The sequence below is a fragment of the Streptomyces ferrugineus genome (assembly GCF_015160855.1).
Taxonomy (GTDB): Bacteria; Actinomycetota; Actinomycetes; order Streptomycetales; family Streptomycetaceae; genus Streptomyces; species Streptomyces ferrugineus.
In genome coordinates this window covers 4,013,899-4,028,597 of sequence record NZ_CP063373.1, presented here as the reverse complement: position 1 = coordinate 4,028,597, position 14,699 = coordinate 4,013,899, and the positions used below count along the sequence as shown (strand labels likewise).

The 14,699-nt window shown below is 68.1% G+C and carries 19 protein-coding genes; all 19 read left to right on the top strand.

What is annotated here, in order from left to right:
- Positions 1–15: 15 nt before the first annotated feature.
- The 19 genes from IM697_RS18335 (at position 16) to IM697_RS18245 (ending at position 14,656) form a co-directional block, all read left to right on the top strand.
- Complete coding sequence (locus tag IM697_RS18335; protein WP_194048767.1) at positions 16–591, top strand: hypothetical protein; 576 nt, start codon at positions 16–18, stop codon at positions 589–591.
- A 56-nt stretch (positions 592–647) separates the two neighbouring features.
- On the top strand, positions 648–1,067 hold the full coding sequence (locus IM697_RS18330; RefSeq protein ID WP_194048766.1) for an ATP-binding protein: 420 nt from the start codon (positions 648–650) through the stop codon (positions 1,065–1,067).
- Positions 1,067–1,465, top strand: a complete 399-nt coding sequence (locus tag IM697_RS18325; RefSeq protein WP_228044742.1) for a DUF6415 family natural product biosynthesis protein — start codon at positions 1,067–1,069, stop codon at positions 1,463–1,465. Before IM697_RS18330 ends, IM697_RS18325 begins: the two co-directional genes overlap by 1 nt.
- A gap of 46 nt (positions 1,466–1,511) precedes the next feature.
- Positions 1,512–2,465, top strand: coding sequence for an ATP-binding protein (locus IM697_RS18320; RefSeq protein WP_194048765.1), 954 nt, complete (start codon positions 1,512–1,514; stop codon positions 2,463–2,465).
- A complete protein-coding gene (locus IM697_RS18315; RefSeq protein ID WP_194048764.1) occupies positions 2,462–3,148 on the top strand; it encodes a hypothetical protein in 687 nt (228 codons plus the stop codon). The genes IM697_RS18320 and IM697_RS18315 overlap by 4 nt, the downstream gene beginning before the upstream one ends.
- Before the next feature lie 123 nt (positions 3,149–3,271).
- Positions 3,272–3,754: an NUDIX domain-containing protein gene (locus IM697_RS18310; RefSeq protein ID WP_194048763.1), complete on the top strand. Its 483-nt coding sequence runs from the start codon at positions 3,272–3,274 to the stop codon at positions 3,752–3,754.
- Positions 3,755–4,128: 374 nt separating this feature from the next.
- The gene (locus IM697_RS18305) at positions 4,129–4,389 is read left to right on the top strand and encodes a hypothetical protein (RefSeq protein WP_194048762.1); all 261 of its coding nucleotides are present in this window, start codon (positions 4,129–4,131) and stop codon (positions 4,387–4,389) included.
- On the top strand, positions 4,383–5,033 hold the full coding sequence (locus IM697_RS18300) for a cupin domain-containing protein (protein ID WP_194048761.1): 651 nt from the start codon (positions 4,383–4,385) through the stop codon (positions 5,031–5,033). Before IM697_RS18305 ends, IM697_RS18300 begins: the two co-directional genes overlap by 7 nt.
- 122 nt (positions 5,034–5,155) lie before the next feature.
- Positions 5,156–6,181 (top strand): thymidylate synthase, encoded by a 1,026-nt coding sequence (locus tag IM697_RS18295; RefSeq protein ID WP_194048760.1) that lies wholly within the window; start codon positions 5,156–5,158, stop codon positions 6,179–6,181.
- Between the two features lie 14 nt (positions 6,182–6,195).
- The gene (locus IM697_RS18290; RefSeq protein WP_228044741.1) at positions 6,196–7,221 is read left to right on the top strand and encodes a nucleoside-diphosphate kinase; all 1,026 of its coding nucleotides are present in this window, start codon (positions 6,196–6,198) and stop codon (positions 7,219–7,221) included.
- 25 nt (positions 7,222–7,246) lie between these two features.
- Positions 7,247–8,437 (top strand): radical SAM protein, encoded by a 1,191-nt coding sequence (locus IM697_RS18285; protein WP_228044739.1) that lies wholly within the window; start codon positions 7,247–7,249, stop codon positions 8,435–8,437.
- The gene (locus IM697_RS18280) at positions 8,434–9,036 is read left to right on the top strand and encodes a 3'-5' exonuclease (protein ID WP_194048759.1); all 603 of its coding nucleotides are present in this window, start codon (positions 8,434–8,436) and stop codon (positions 9,034–9,036) included. The genes IM697_RS18285 and IM697_RS18280 overlap by 4 nt, the downstream gene beginning before the upstream one ends.
- Positions 9,033–9,629, top strand: a complete 597-nt coding sequence (locus IM697_RS18275) for an AAA family ATPase (protein ID WP_228044737.1) — start codon at positions 9,033–9,035, stop codon at positions 9,627–9,629. The genes IM697_RS18280 and IM697_RS18275 overlap by 4 nt, the downstream gene beginning before the upstream one ends.
- On the top strand, positions 9,626–10,399 hold the full coding sequence (locus IM697_RS18270) for an aldo/keto reductase (protein ID WP_194048757.1): 774 nt from the start codon (positions 9,626–9,628) through the stop codon (positions 10,397–10,399). The genes IM697_RS18275 and IM697_RS18270 overlap by 4 nt, the downstream gene beginning before the upstream one ends.
- 113 nt (positions 10,400–10,512) lie before the next feature.
- The gene (locus tag IM697_RS18265) at positions 10,513–10,911 is read left to right on the top strand and encodes a hypothetical protein (protein WP_194048756.1); all 399 of its coding nucleotides are present in this window, start codon (positions 10,513–10,515) and stop codon (positions 10,909–10,911) included.
- A gap of 118 nt (positions 10,912–11,029) precedes the next feature.
- Positions 11,030–11,554 (top strand): hypothetical protein, encoded by a 525-nt coding sequence (locus IM697_RS44645; protein ID WP_228044735.1) that lies wholly within the window; start codon positions 11,030–11,032, stop codon positions 11,552–11,554.
- Positions 11,555–11,598: 44 nt separating this feature from the next.
- Entirely contained in the window at positions 11,599–11,946 is a 348-nt protein-coding gene (locus IM697_RS18255; protein ID WP_194048755.1) for a hypothetical protein, read from the top strand.
- Positions 11,946–14,408, top strand: coding sequence for a phage portal protein (locus IM697_RS18250; RefSeq protein WP_194048754.1), 2,463 nt, complete (start codon positions 11,946–11,948; stop codon positions 14,406–14,408). The genes IM697_RS18255 and IM697_RS18250 overlap by 1 nt, the downstream gene beginning before the upstream one ends.
- A gap of 2 nt (positions 14,409–14,410) precedes the next feature.
- The gene (locus IM697_RS18245) at positions 14,411–14,656 is read left to right on the top strand and encodes a hypothetical protein (RefSeq protein WP_228044733.1); all 246 of its coding nucleotides are present in this window, start codon (positions 14,411–14,413) and stop codon (positions 14,654–14,656) included.
- Positions 14,657–14,699: the final 43 nt, after the last annotated feature.

Genomic DNA, 14,699 nt, shown 5'->3' with positions numbered 1-14,699 from the left:
ATGCCGGGAGGGCTCATGGAAACCCGCGAAGTCGCCGAGGTTGAGGCACTGTCCGCGTGGTTCGCCACAGCGACCCCGGACCCGGACTTGGCGGTCAGTCTGTGGCGGGAGAACGCCCACCTCCCTCGGCGACTCCAGTGCGGCATGGCCTTCGACATCGTGATGGCCGACCGATCCCTGATCAGTACGGCGTACCGGCTCCTCGCCCAGTACGAGCAGCCGCTCGGCCCCGCGGTGCTGTTCACCAGCCTGCGTTCTGCGGCTGTGCTGGTACCGGTGGGCACTGCGCTGCGCTGGAACAGTCTGATGGCCACTGCCCAGTGGCCTGAACGCCGTCCTCGGCCCGCTTGCCTCAGCGCCGGTCACGTGATCCTCGTGCCCGCACCTCGGCCGGCCGGTCTGCTCGCGCAGTGGCTGGAGCCGCCAGACGACGAACAGGCCATCGGCGGGGCGCCGTTGCTGACGAGCCCGGTCCCGCTCGCGCGGTGCATCACGGAGGCCCAGGCCCTCCTCGGTCCCCCGGAACGAACCCCCCTGCGCAGGACTGTGTCGGCCGTCAGGTCGCTCCTGCACTCCCCCCAGAGGACGTGATGACGACGACAGCCGTACGGACTCCTCGCGCGGTGCCACGCCGCGACGGGGAAGTGATGAGCGAGCGGATCTCCGTCGCGCCCCGCTTTGGCGACGATCCGCCCCGGCCCCAGGACGCAACCCGAGTAGGCGCTATGCGACGAATCGCTGCAGCCAAGCTCAGGTTCTGCGGACTCGGCGCGTTGATCGACGAAGTGATGGTCATCGTCTCCGAGTTGCTCACGAACGCCGTACTGCACAGCGGCACCAAGGAGATCACCCTGAGTCTCAGCGTCCGGGACGGCTTTCTGCGCATCACCGTCATCGACGGCATGCCGGGCGGTGCCACGCGGAAGGACGCCAACGAGGACGCCGAATCTGGTCGCGGCCTTGCCCTAGTCGAGGCCCTTGTCACCGAGCATGGCGGCAGATGGGGCACCAACGACGACGGCGCAGAAACCTGGTGCTCCCTCGCTCTCCCCGAGGAGAGTGCCTGATGGCCGCAGTGACTCTCGACGTCGCCACGCAGTTGCTGAGCCGTCGGACCACCGACGATCACGACACGCTGGGCACGATCCTCCACTCCCTGCGCCGTTCCCTCGCCAGCGAGGCAATCGACGAGCAGACGTACGACGACCTGGAGGCCGTGCTCGGCCCGTACGCGGACCTCGCCCCACGGGAGGCCAGAGCCATCGTGAAGCGCTTCCGGGAGGCGACCACCAAGCTCGTGGAGCTTGTGCCGTACCTCGTCCGGCCGTACCCGGTCGACGAGATGCGACGTCTGATCTACCAGAGCGCAGAGCACCCTCGTCTCGAGGACGAGCTGAGCCACCTCCGCCGGTTGGCCCTGGCCATCCTCGCGATCCTCGACCTGATGGGAGACAACGCCCCATGACGCGCTCTCCCGCACAAGACGTCGTACCTGCTCAGAGGGGCCATCTGTGACGATCCTCGTACGTCCCGAATTACCAGCGGATGCCGTGTCTCTATCTCTGCCGGAACGGCGTGCGCTCGCACTAGCAGCGCTCGGCCTTCGAAGTTCGGGGATCACGGAGAAGCTGTCTGAGGAGAAGCACCGCATTCCTGCGGCCGGCCTGGGAAGAATGTGGTCCGCGGTGGCGAAGAAGCTCGGCGCCGAACGCAGCCAGTCGCACGGGCGCCTACCAGAACTCATCTTCCGCGCGCGTGTCCATGGGGCTCTTGATGTTCCAGACCCTGAAGACACCGGTTGGCTTCCTCCTGACGTCCTCCACTACATCCAGGCGCTGGCCCGCGGCAGGACGCAGAAGCAGTACGCGTTGGACGAACTCCAGGTGTCGATCTGGGAAGTTGACGACATTGCCGCGCACGCCCGGAAGTTGCTCGGCGGAGCGCCCACCCAGGCCAGCATGGTCTACCGGGCGCTGCCGCAGCTCCTTCGCACAGTGCAGCCGCCCGTCCAGGATGTTGGGGCAAACCGTCTAGTAGCAGTACAGACATCGCCGATCGTTACCGCCTTGCAGACTGAACTGCCCGGCAGTACCTCTGCCCTGAGAGCTGGACGGATGTGGATCCGCTACTGCCTTCCCGCGCTCGGTTGGGTGGGTGCCATTCTCCAAGCCGAGGAGGTGCTCACCCGTCTTGTTGACAACGGAGTACGTCATGGACTGCCTGACCACGCGGAGACGCAGACAATCTTCGTGCGTGCCGCCGTAGACGAAGCGGGCGATCTCCTCATCGACGTGTCCGACCGCAATCCGTCATTCCCAGACTTCACAGCCGCAGCCCGAGGAGAAAAGGGGCGAGGCCTTCGGAGGGTCGCGGAGTTGGGGGCCATGCTCGGCTGGTTCCTGCACCACGATGGCTCCGGCAAGACCGTGTGCGCGGTGCTTCCCCCGGGGGTGGTGGAGCCATGACGCAACAACAGCACTATTGGAACGGCACGCGCGTCCCGTACATCACCGCGTGGACCGGGGAGGTCCTGCCCCAGCCGCCCGTCATCCGGATTGTCGGACGCGGCGGCGAGGGCATCGGCTACGAGGACGAGCACCCGGTGACCGACCGGCGCCACGAGGCACTGTGGGTGCGCTCCGGCCTTGCCCAGGGCCGTGGCCGGCCGGACTTCAACCGGATAAATACGCACCGCCAGAAGCGTGCCGTGCGGTACAGCCTGTGCCAGGTGTGCGGAGACACTGCGCTCGGGTGGCGGGCCGATGACGAGCGCACGCTTCACCTGGTGGGTGCCGCGACCCCGATCGCCGAAGGGGAGACCACCGCCGCACCGCCCGTGCATCCTCTCTGCGCGGTGGAGGCGATCGAGAATTGCCCTCCCCTCGGGCGGGGGCACGCTGCCGCGCTCGTTGAGTACAACCCGCTCTGGGGTGTGGCCGGGGTAGTCCACGACCCGGTGACGCTGGCTCCTCTTCCCAGTCCTGGCTCCCGGCCTGGCGATCTTCAGCACGTCCACGTCGGCGATAAGGAAATCCGCTGGACGCTGGCCAACTTCACCGTCGTCAGCCTTCACGGGGTCAAAGCCGTGTCTCCAGAGGAGTTGCGCGCGATGGCCGCAGAAGAGGCCAAGTGGAGGGACGCCGCCTAGACCTCTGTCCGGTAACCCATGACGTTCGGCATGAGGCCACCAGGCAGGCACCAACCCCGGTGCGGCAGTTGTCGGACTGCCGTAGTGGGCCTACCACCGTCATCATCGAGACCAGGGAGCGTCATGCCCGAAGAGACACGGGACGAAGAGGCACGAGACTGGTTCCAGGACCCCCCACCCCGCCGCGTGGGGGCCCTCGCCCTCATCACCAGGGGCACACAGGTTCTCATGGTCAGCCGTCCGTACAGGGCCGCCGTCTCCGAGTGGGGCCTGCCGGGAGGTTCAGCAGCCGCAAACGAACTTCCCCGGCGCGCCCTCAGCCGCCTGCTCGCCGAGAGGCTGACCCTTCGGGCGACGGCCGGTCGCATGGTCATCGTCGACCACGTCCCAGAGCAGCCGGGACAGCACCGCGAAGGCACCAACTACGTCTACCGGGTTGACATCCCTGACGACGTCGAGCCGGCCGTCACCAAGGCCGGCGGTCTGGGCGAAGCACGCTGGGTCGAGCGCGCCAACGTGGGCGACCTCGCCGTCGACCACGCCCTGCGCCGCATCGAACATTGCCTCCTGGGCGTACCGCTGTACAGCGACGACTTGGCCGCCTAGACCCCTGCCCGGTGACCCGGTGCCCATCCGGCCTGCGGTCATCGGGCAGGCACCCACCCCCGGCGCGGGGGAGCCAATCCGACTGCTCCCTCACAGCACAAGGCACTGTTCCCTCACGCCGGGCCGCAACGATCGTCCAGTGATTTCGCAATGCCACTCCCGAGAGCTGGACGCCCGCATTGGCGTGGCGCTCGTCCGACTCCCCCCCTGGCGGGCGGGCGCCACGCCTCGAACATCCCATCTCATTTCATAACACCATGGAGAAGTAGCAGATGACTGTTACGGGTCCCACGTTGGTCGAGCACCAGACCGACTTGTTCCGTGAGATCAGCCGGTTGCTGGATCAGCACCCCGCTGGAAGTGCCTTCCGGCTCATGCACACGCCTCACGACCTGGACCTCGCCCCGGACGAGGTTCTCGTTCAGTCGGTCGACACGGAACGGCGTGTGGTGGAGTTGCGGCCGCACAAGCTGTCCGAGCTGGACAGGACGGACGTGCTTCACGCGACGCAGGTCCTCGACCCCGGCGACCACGCCCTCAACACGTACGCGTTGCTGGCGCGCGCAAGCAACTGCATGAAGAAGGACGGCACGCACTGGTACGTCATGGCCAACCAGAAGGACGAGTCATGTTGACGTTGAACTCGCCCTTCGCGACGGCCACTACCTTTCTCGCTCCGCTGTGGGCGACGGCTGTGCAGGGGATCTTGCTCGCGCCCGACCGTCTCATATGCGAGAGGAGCGTGTTCACTGCGGAGTGGCTCGCTGATCGGCGGTTGCCGCTGGCGGACGCGCGACAGCCGGGCCAGACGGTGGCGTTGGCCGACGGCGACGGCTTCGTCCGCCCTGACCACGCGGACGATGTCGCCGGGTGCCACCTAGACCGGCCGAGGACCCGGGTGTACGAGAGCCTGCATGTGCGGAGCGATAGCTGGGTCAGCCTGGCAACGCTCTATCTGGCCGGCTTGCTGCGGCGCGAAGTGGTCTGCACGGCCTACGAATCGCTCGCGGGTGATCGCAACCTGGGCCCGCACGATGACGCCTGGACGGGCCTGATCGTGCAGTTCTCGGGCGTGAAGCGGTGGCTGGTCTGGCCGATCGCCCAGGCCGCTCCGCAAGAGATCGTGATGCGGGCAGGGGACGTGATGGTTCTGCCGCACGGCATGAAGCACGACGTCAGCACCCCTGATACTCCGGGGCACTCATTGCACCTGGTCTTCGCCGTTACGAACCGGCCCATTGATCCGCACCCCGAGGCGATCAGACCCAGCACCGCATGAACACCTGCCCCCGGCGCCCTGTGCGCAACCACAGCCGGGGGCAGGCCCCCTGCCCGGCGGCCCGGACGACATCCGATCCCAGGTCATGGCGCAGGTACACCACCCCCCTCGATTGGAGCCCCATGCTCACCACCCCCGAGTTCACCAGTGTGGAAGGCGCCTACCTGGCCCTGCTCCGGCTGGCCACCGAGGATGCCGAACACCACATCTCGGCCCGCGGCAACGACGCCCGCGAGGTCATCGGCGTAGGGTTCCGCCTCACCAACCCCCGCCAGCGCCTGCCGTACATCGCCGAGCGCAAGGCGAACCCGGTGTTCCAGTTCGCCGAAGCGCTCTGGTACCTCGCTGGACGCCGCGACCTGGACATGATCGGCTACTACGCCCCGTCCATGCGCGCCAGCAGCGTCGACGGCATCCGCCTCGGCGGTTCCGCGTACGGCCACGCGCTGTTCAGCACGAACGGCAGCACCAAGCAGTCGCAGTTCGACCAAGTGATGGAGCTACTGCTGACCGAGCCCGACAGCAAGCGCGGCTACCTGCCGGTGTTCAAGGCGAAGGAACTCGCCGACCACAACAACCCCGACGTCGCATGCTTGGCCGGCCTGCATCTGCTCCCGCGCGACGGGCATCTGCACGTGGTCTGCAACATGCGCGCGAACGATCTCGACTGCGGCCTGCTGTCTGACGTCTTCTCCTTCACGATGATCCAGGAGTACGCGGCCATCCAGCTCGGCCTGGAGCTCGGCACGTACACGCACTTCATCGGGTCCGCCCACGTCAACGACCGCAACGCCGAGCGCGTCAAGCGCGTCCTGGCCGAGGCCGACTCACGTCCCACCGTGCCCTCATTCGCTTTCCCGGCAATGCCAGCGGGCACCGAGGGAGCGACCATCGCGCACGTCCTTATGCACGAAGAGGCGCTGCGCACGAACCAACTCCGCTACAGCGCCGAACACATCCGCGGCCTGGGCCTGGATCCGTACTGGCAGCAGGTGTTGATGCTGTTCGAGCTGTACCGGCAGGTCCAGCACGACCAGACCATGGCCTTCGACCCGGGCGTCCTGGCCGCGCTCGACCCCGGCCTGCGCTGGCTCATGGAACGCAAGTGGCCGGCCTGCGCGGCGGCTGCGGCCGGGGGTGCTAAGTGAGCGGCGGAAGGCCGATGAGCGGCGCCGTGGTGGAAGGCGTCGACTTCGAGCGCTGGGCGGTCATCCTGTGCAAGCCGGACGCCGTGGCGCGCGGCCTCGTCAACCGCGTACTCGGGATGATCTCCGACACGGGCTTCACCGTCTCGAATCGCCTGGACCTGATCGCCGAGCCGTGGCAGCCGCACGTCGTCTACCGAAATCTCCTCGCCGACACCGCCCCCAGGGAACTGGATCTGCCCGCCTACCTCGACGCCGCGTACACCGGTCGGCAGATCACCGTGGCCCTCGCGCACGGTGAACCCGGCCTCCATGCACGGCTGCGCCAGCTCATCGGCCACACCGACCCGACCCGGGCGGTGGCAGGCACGATCCGCGGCGACCTCGGGGACGACAGCCTCGCCGCTGCACGCGCCGAGAAGCGACTCGTGCGGAACCTCGTCCACACCAGTGACGATCCGGCCGGCGCCCGCCACGAGTTCGGCACCTGGTACGGGTCCGGCCGCCCCCTGCAGGTCTCCGACTTCGACCGCTGTTCCGTCGTCCTGTGCAAGCCGGACGCGGTCGAGCGCGGCCTGGTGGACGCCGTACTCAAGCGGATCGAGTCCGCCGGCTGCACCATCGCCAACCGCCAGGACGTCATCGTGCAGGCATGGCAGGCCAACGTGCACTACTGGGATCTCCTCGTTGACCGCGGCTGGTTCCCCGACCGAGACATCCCCGCCTGCCTGGACGACGCCTACGCGGGCAAGGCCGTGACAGTCGCTCTCGCCTACGGGGAACCAGGCATCCACAACCGGCTGCGCCAGCTCATCGGCCACTTCGACCCGCCCCACGCCGCGCCCGGCACGATCCGCGGCGACCTCGGCAACGACAGCCTCGAACGCGCCCTCACCGAGAAACGCCTGGTCCACAACCTGGTTCACACCTCGGACGACGCGGATGCGGCCCGCCGGGACCTCGGCACCTGGTTCGGCGCCGGCCGCCGCCTGCTCCTCACCTCGAACGGTGTTCCGCCCCAGCCCACGCACACCAACCGCTGACCGCCCCCAGCCTCCGGAGGCTCTAGTGACTGCTCCTGTCGCGGCCCGCCGCTTACTGCCCCTGCTGACCCCCGCGCAGATAGCTGAACTCAAACCCGAGCTCGCCGACGTGATCGAGTACCGCAAGTCGGGCCTGTCGGTGAACCACATCGTCGGCTGCCCGCTGGAGTGCGGCTACTGCGTCCGCCACCTGTTCGACAACTTCGGCATGAAGACCCCGCGGCGCCTGATGAGCGACGAGGACGCCGTGAAGCAGCTCGTCGACCACCAATACTTCCGCCCGCACAAGACACCGATCCAGCTCCTGAACCGGGCCACCGACCCAATGCTGCCGGTCGTCAAGCCACACGTCTTCCGCGTGCTGCAGCTCCTCGACGACCAGGGCCTGACCAACCACGTGCTGATCATCACCCGGTGGCGGGTGGATGCCGAAGACTGCGCCGTCCTCAACACCTTCAAGAACCTGCGGCTCACCGTGCTCGTCACCCACTCCGGCATCGACGACCCCGCGATCGAGCCCGTCAACTCCACGTACGCGGCGGACAGCCTGCGCATGCTGCACGAGCACGCCGAACGCTATCGGGTCGTGAACTACTGGCGGCCGATCGTGCCGGGCCTCAACGACTCCGACGAGCACATCGAGCGGGCCCGCGAGCTGTCGCTGCATGCACACGCCACGGTGTTCACGGGCCTGTTCTTCCGGAAAGAGATCGCCGCCTATTACGAGGCGCACGGCCTGCCGATGCCGTACGAGGACACGGCCCGGCGCAAGATCATGCCGGAGCTGGCGGAGCAGCGCATCTTGGACACCTTCGACGCGAGCCGGCTGCCCGGTGGCCTGCCCTGGGGGGCACTGTTCCGCAAGACGAGCTGCGGAGTCGCCTACGCCCATGGAGAGGCCGACTACAACGGCCACTTCGGGGTGCGCGAGCTGTGCAACATCTGTCCGCCCGAGCAGATCGCTCTGTGCCAGAAGGCATGGAACAAGCCGGAGTTGGCGGACGTCGAGCGCGCGGCGCGCGCCCTCGGGGCAGTTGGCGCCGTTGAGGTCAATGACCGTGCAATCGTCGTCGAGGGACTGGACGAGCCGCCCCGTTACTTCCTGCAGCACGGGTTCGGCTTCCAGTGCCACGCCCGCGAGCATCCCCATCTCTACCGCCAGCACGGCCGGGCCCCCATCGGCTGGGAGGCGGAGAACGGAACCGACACACCATGAACTTCGGCACCTGGCCCGCGCTGCTCGTCGTCGACGTCGAAGGCAACGGCACTACGCCGCCCGATCTCGTCGAGGTCGCAGCCCTGCCCGTCCGGGACGGCAGCCTCGACAAGACTACCGCGAAGGCGTGGCTCACCCGCCCCAACCGGCCGGTCACCGCCTTCGCCACCCGCGTGCACGGCTTGTCGAACAAGGACTTGGCCGACAAGCCGGCATGGTCGGAGATCGCGGACCAGGTGCACGCCTTCATGGGAACGGCCTGGATCTGTGCGCACAACGCACACGTTGACTACGGCGTGCTGCGTGCGCACCTGCCGGGCTGGGAGCCCGCCGGCGTCCTCGACACGCTCCGGCTCGCCAAGAAGACCTTCCCGGGCCTGGGCGGCTATGGCCTGGACGCCCTCATCAAGCACCTGCAGCCCGACCTGAGCGAGGCCCCCGCCCAGCGGCACAGGGCCACGTTCGACGCCTTCGCCACGGCCCAGCTCCTCATCGCCATGGCCTCCCGATACGAGACCTGGGACCAGTTGATCGCCGCGGCTGTGCCGCCCGGCCTGCCCGGTGCCCCTGAACCAGAAAAGGACCCGACTCTGTGGTGACCTCCTACCAGCCCATCCGGATCGGCGTGCTCGGCACGCATTCCACCGGCAAGACGACGCTCCTGAAGCGCATCGAGATGGAGCTGCGCGGCCACGGCATGACCGTGGCCCGCACCGGTCGACTCGGCAAGCGCGCTGCGGAAGCCGGCCTGCCGAAGATGCAGCACCACACCGCGCAGTCCACCGAGTGGATCATCACGCAGGGAGTCGCCGACGAGATCGCCGCGCTCGCCCTGGGCGCGGAAGTCGTCCTCGTCGACCGGGCCTCGTACGATGCCCTCGCCTACTGGCACGCCGCGCTGGAGTTCCGCGGGGGGACTGCGCCCCGCCTTGAGCGCGAACGCCTGTTGGCGCTCGCCGCCACGCAACTGCCGAAGTATGACCTGCTGTTCGCGACCATGCTCGACGAGGAAGTGCCCGTCGACACGAGCCACGACTACGACCCCCGCTACCGCAAGCTCGTCGACCAGCACGCGCACCGCCTCCTGGCCGACGACGGCATCCCCCACCAGCGAGTGACCAGTGACCCCGACAGCCACGCCCACGCCGTCAACGTCGCCGTTGAGCGCTGTCTGAAGGAGGCGCTGGTATGACTCCGCCCGCAGGCACCATCACCATCGCTGGGAAGACGGTGTCCCGGCTCGGGTTTGGCACCATGCGCCTGACCGGCCCCGGAACCTGGGGCGACCCCACGGACCGCGACACTGCGCTCAGCGTCCTCCGCCACGCCGTGCACACCCACGGCATCAGCCACATCGACACCGCCGACGCGTACGGCCCCCACACCGTCGAGCACCTGATCCGGGACGCGCTCTACCCGTACCCGGAACACGTACTGATCGCCACGAAGGTCGGACTGGTCCGCCCCGCTCCAGGCCAGTGGGTGCCCCTCGGCAACCCCTTCTACCTGCGAGCGTGCGTCGAGGCCAGCCTGTGCCGCCTGAAGGTCGACCGGCTGGAGCTGTGCTACCTGCACCGCATCGACCCCGAGGTGGCCCTCGACGACCAGATCGCCGTCATGCAGGCCATGCAGGACGAGGGGAAGATCGGGCACATCGGCCTGTCGAAGGTCACACCCGAGGACCTCGGCAGGGTGCTCAAGGATCAGCCGGTCGCCGCGGTGCAGAACGTCCTCAACAAGATCGACCGCGACGATCCCGTCGTGGAGGTGTGTCAGGATCTCAGCATCCCTTACGTGGCCTACAGGCCGCTCGCCGCCGGAAACTTGGCTCGGGCGTACGGGCCCGCTGCTCCTCTGCACTGGCTTCTGGGCCAGGGCCCGCACGTGGTGCCCATTCCCAGCACCAGCCAGCCGCGGCATCTCGATGAGATCGTGGCCGCAGTACAAGGCGATCCGGCGTGATGCCGGCCACGGCTGCGATACCTGCGGCACGCCGTCGCGGTGGATACGAGAACTGGCGGCCGCCGGTGGTCGGCGTTCAGCTCCTCGTCCCGGTCGGGGCTGATTGCTTGCTGGTGGCCGAGACCCTGGGCAGCATCGTGTTACCCGTCGACGCCGTCCACGTGGGAGAGAGTCCGTGGCAGGCAGCCCAGCACGTTCTAGGTGGCGCAATGAGCGGAATCCCTGTTCTGCGGCGCGTCGTGCTGGACCAGAAGCAGATGCGGCGGCGGAAGGTCATCACACACGTCCTCGCGACCGCTTCCATGTCCCGCGGTGACGTTACCCCGCTCACCTACCGAGATCCGCGTGGGGAGCTGCGTGTGTTGCCCACTGATGTCGTCATTAGCCGGCTGCCCACTATGGCGAGGCCGCGGGTCCTTTTCGCTCTGCAGGCACTTGCCATCGACGAGACCGTCTACCTGGAAGACGGTGTTGTGCAGAATTCGTATCCCGCCGAGCTCGCGTCTCAATGACATGTGCCCGGCGCACTCCGGTGCGTCGGGCTGCAGGTGTAACAGAACACGGCCGTTGGCGTTCCGGCAGTGAAGGGGGTTGCACTTTACGTCAACCCCGCAGTGATCCGGAGGAACGGTGACGACCGCGACAGCCCCCCTCTCGCCCGAGACCGGCCGCTCCCATCTGCAGGACAGCCTTTTCGCCTGGCTCGAACCCGAGCCGGACTCCCAGCCGGTCGCGCCCCCGGCCGCCACGCCGGGGCCCACACCCGAGCAGCAGACCACTCCCCCATCGGAGCCCGCCGCCGAACCCGAAGCGCCGGACCTCTCCCACGTCTGGGTTGTGGCCGCCGAGGTCGAGGTCACGCCGAAGATCGCGAGCGTCGCCGACTACCGCGGCTCGTTCAAAGCCACCGAGGGACAGCGCGTCGACGCGCTCGAGGTCTATTGCAAGGGCTGCCGTCGGCCGTACGACGAGGTCAAGGGCGATGACTGCGCCGCCAAGATCGACAATAGCCATCTGATCGGCGGGGACAAGACCCAGCGTGCGAAGCGGAAGATCCCCACCCCGCCACCCAACGCGCGGATCATCCCCGGCGGCACGATCAACCGGCGCGGCATCAGCGCCTACATGTCCGGGGTCTCCCGCCCCAAGCGCTGAGCAGCACGCGACACTAGCGCCGCCCGCTGTTCATGGTGCGCGGCGTGACTACTCAGCGAACCTCCAGGGCCCTCGCCCGCGAAGCCGCCGGTCTGTGCCTCACCGCCTTCGGCGTGCTCGGTGTCCTTGTGGCGCTGGGCGCACTCCACTGGGCCGCAGGCCTCTCCGCCGCCATGGGCGGGATCCTCGCCACGGGCCTGCTGATCGCCCCCAAGCCCGACGCCTCACGCGCTGCCCACATCCTGCGCTGGACAGCCGTTGGCGTCGGTTACAGCGGTCTGACCGGCTGCGCGTTCGCGCTATGCGTGCCCCTCGGCTGGATCGGCGTCGCCCTCGCAGTGACTGCGGCTGGCCTGGCGCTCACCACCGGCCGTGAGTCCGAGGGGGCCTGATGCCCCGCCAGTTCCTCCCCACTCTCCGCGGGCTACTCGCCCCCAGAACAGCCGAGCCGCCGTCCGCACCCGCGGAGACTAAGGACCTCCTCGCCGGGGGCGTCTACACGTCCATGTCGTACGCCGGCGTCACGAACGTGTGGGGCACCCCCGGCCGCGCGGACGGCTGGGACCTCGAGCGCGTCATCATCGAGGGCTACGAACGCTCCATCTGGACCTTCAAGAGCGTCGAGGCGATCAGCAAGCACGCCTCCACCCTGCCGGTGCAGATCGGCCGCGGCGGCGACGAGCGGCAGTTCGAGGAAGTCCTCCAGGACCACCCGCTGTTGAAGCTGCTGAACAAGCAGGCCAACCCCTTGGAGACCGGCGACGTCTTCAAGAAGCGACTCAGCGCCCAGTTGCTACTCAGCAAAAAGGGCGTGTTCATCGAGAAGACCTACAGCCGCGGCGGAGTCCTGGTCAGGCTTGACCTGCTACCACCGGATCGCGTCCAGATCATCCCGGACGACGAGAACGCCAGCTACGTGAAGCACTTCGAGTTCACGGATTACAACGGGAGCATCCGGGAGCTCAAGCCGAAGTACGTCATCTGGCTGCGTGATCCACACCCGACCGATCCTTTCTGCGGCGTGACCCCGCTCGAGGCCGCCGGGCTGTCGGTCGACCTGGACGTGAAGGCCCGCACATACAACATCAGCTTTATCGACAACGACGGCCGCCCCGGCGGCATCGTCGGCATCGACCTGGACGGCGTCGACGCCAACGAAGTCGAGCGAATCCAGAAGCGCCTCGCCCCGGGCGCGCACAATGCCGGGCAGCTCACCCTCGTCGGGACAGGACCCGGTGGTGTTACCTACGTCGACACCTCCGCCCGCCCGCGAGAGATGGCCTACGAGACGCTGTCCAGCACTGCGAAGAACGAGATCCTCTCCTCGTTCGGCGTCTACGAGAGCGTCATCGGAAACGCCTCCGAGCGGACGTTCAACAACGCCGACCGCGAAGAGTGGAACTTCTGGGACCACACCGAACTGCCCCACCTCAACCTCATCGCGTCGGCGTTCGACCCGGAACTGTCCGACGACTGGGTGATCCGCTTCGACACCAGCGGTGTGCAGGCCCTCGAGTTCCCCCGCCGTCAGGCCCGCGAGGAGGCCCGCAAGGAGTTCGAGGCGGGTCTGATCACCATCGACGAGTACCGCGACATCGCCGGGCGCCCCAGGTTCAACGTTCCTCAGTCCCGCGCCCTGTGGATCAGCCCGCAGAAGGCCCCCGTCCCGGCCAACGACCAGGACGCCGCCGCGCTCGGCCTCGCCCCGGAACCCGGTGCCGGCGGCGGCCTTGGAGCCGACCCGAACGCCGCACTGCCCGCAGCAGGCGGGGACCAGTCCGCCGCCGCGGCGGTCGCCGAGGCCCGCGCACTCGAACTGGCCCCGACCGCCGCTGACGACGTTGCCATGGCCCGCGGGCAGGCGCCCCTCGAGCTGCCTTCCGGCCCGGCCCTGACCGCGGCCGATGACGTTGCCGCGGCGCGCGCCGAAGTCACCGAAGCCGCCCCGGGAGACGCTGCCGGCGATGTGGCGCGTGCCCTCGCCACCACCATCCAGCCCGAGTCCGGCCCCGCCGCCGAGGACGTCGAGAAGGCGCGCGCCCATCTCGAGACCAAGGCACTGCCCGTCGAGGGCTTCGAGGTCACCGACACCGACTTCGACGCCCTCTCCATGGCCATACAGGCAGCCCTCACTGCGCTTCTGGCACGCCAGCAGGGGGTCATCATCGCCCGGCTCCGCGCGCCGAAGATCCGCAAGTACACGCGGTTCTGGGAGCCGGAGAACGAGAACGACACCCGGGTCGGCGACGCGAATATCGACGAAGACCGCGTCGTCAGTGCGGCCCGCTGGGAAGAGGAGACGACGAACACCCTCGCCCCGATCCTGCAGCAGGCCGCGACCACCACAGCCCGCAGGCTCGGCCAGGCCATCGCCGGCACCGACACGGCTCCCTCGACTGCCGTCGCCTCTGCTCTCATCACCGCGCTGTACGCCGGCCAGGCCGTAGCCGCGCTGCTCGGCGACCTGGCCGAGGAACTGCGCAGTCTCCAGACCATCCCGGAGGCGGAGCTCAGGCTCGAGGACCTGGAGCGGACGGTCGGCCGGTTCTACGAGCGCGCCGGACTCGGCTGGGTCGAACGGATCGCGGAGACGTGCGCCGTGTCGACCATCAACGGGGCCGCTGACGCCGCGGCGGAGAGTGCCGGGCCCGGAGTCGTCCGGACGTGGATCACGCGCCAGGACGACCGCGTACGGCCCGCGCACAAGGCACTGCACGGCAAAACCCTGCCCGTTGGTACCCCGTACGAGATCGACGGCGCCCAGCTCCGGTACCCCGGCGACCCCTTCGCTCCGATCGCCCTGACCATCAACTGCCGTTGCCGCCTGCACTACGACACCGGCCCCAAGGAGTGACTGTGAGACGCACCCTCGCCTTCATCCGCAGGAACACCAGCGCACTTCTCTGGGGCTCATGGACGGCGTTCTTCTTCGTCTACGAGGCCATCGCGCTATTCAACAAGAAGGACGACGACACGCTCAGCGAGAACACCCGCAAGCTGTTCCGGATCCGCAGCTCCAAGGCGGGCCGCGCGCTGTTCACCGTCATTCTGGGCGGAGGCGCGGCGTGGTTCCTGCTGCACATCCTCACCGAGACCATGTAAGCCGCGATCACGGCGTCGCGCCCGATCAGCACGGCGCGACGCT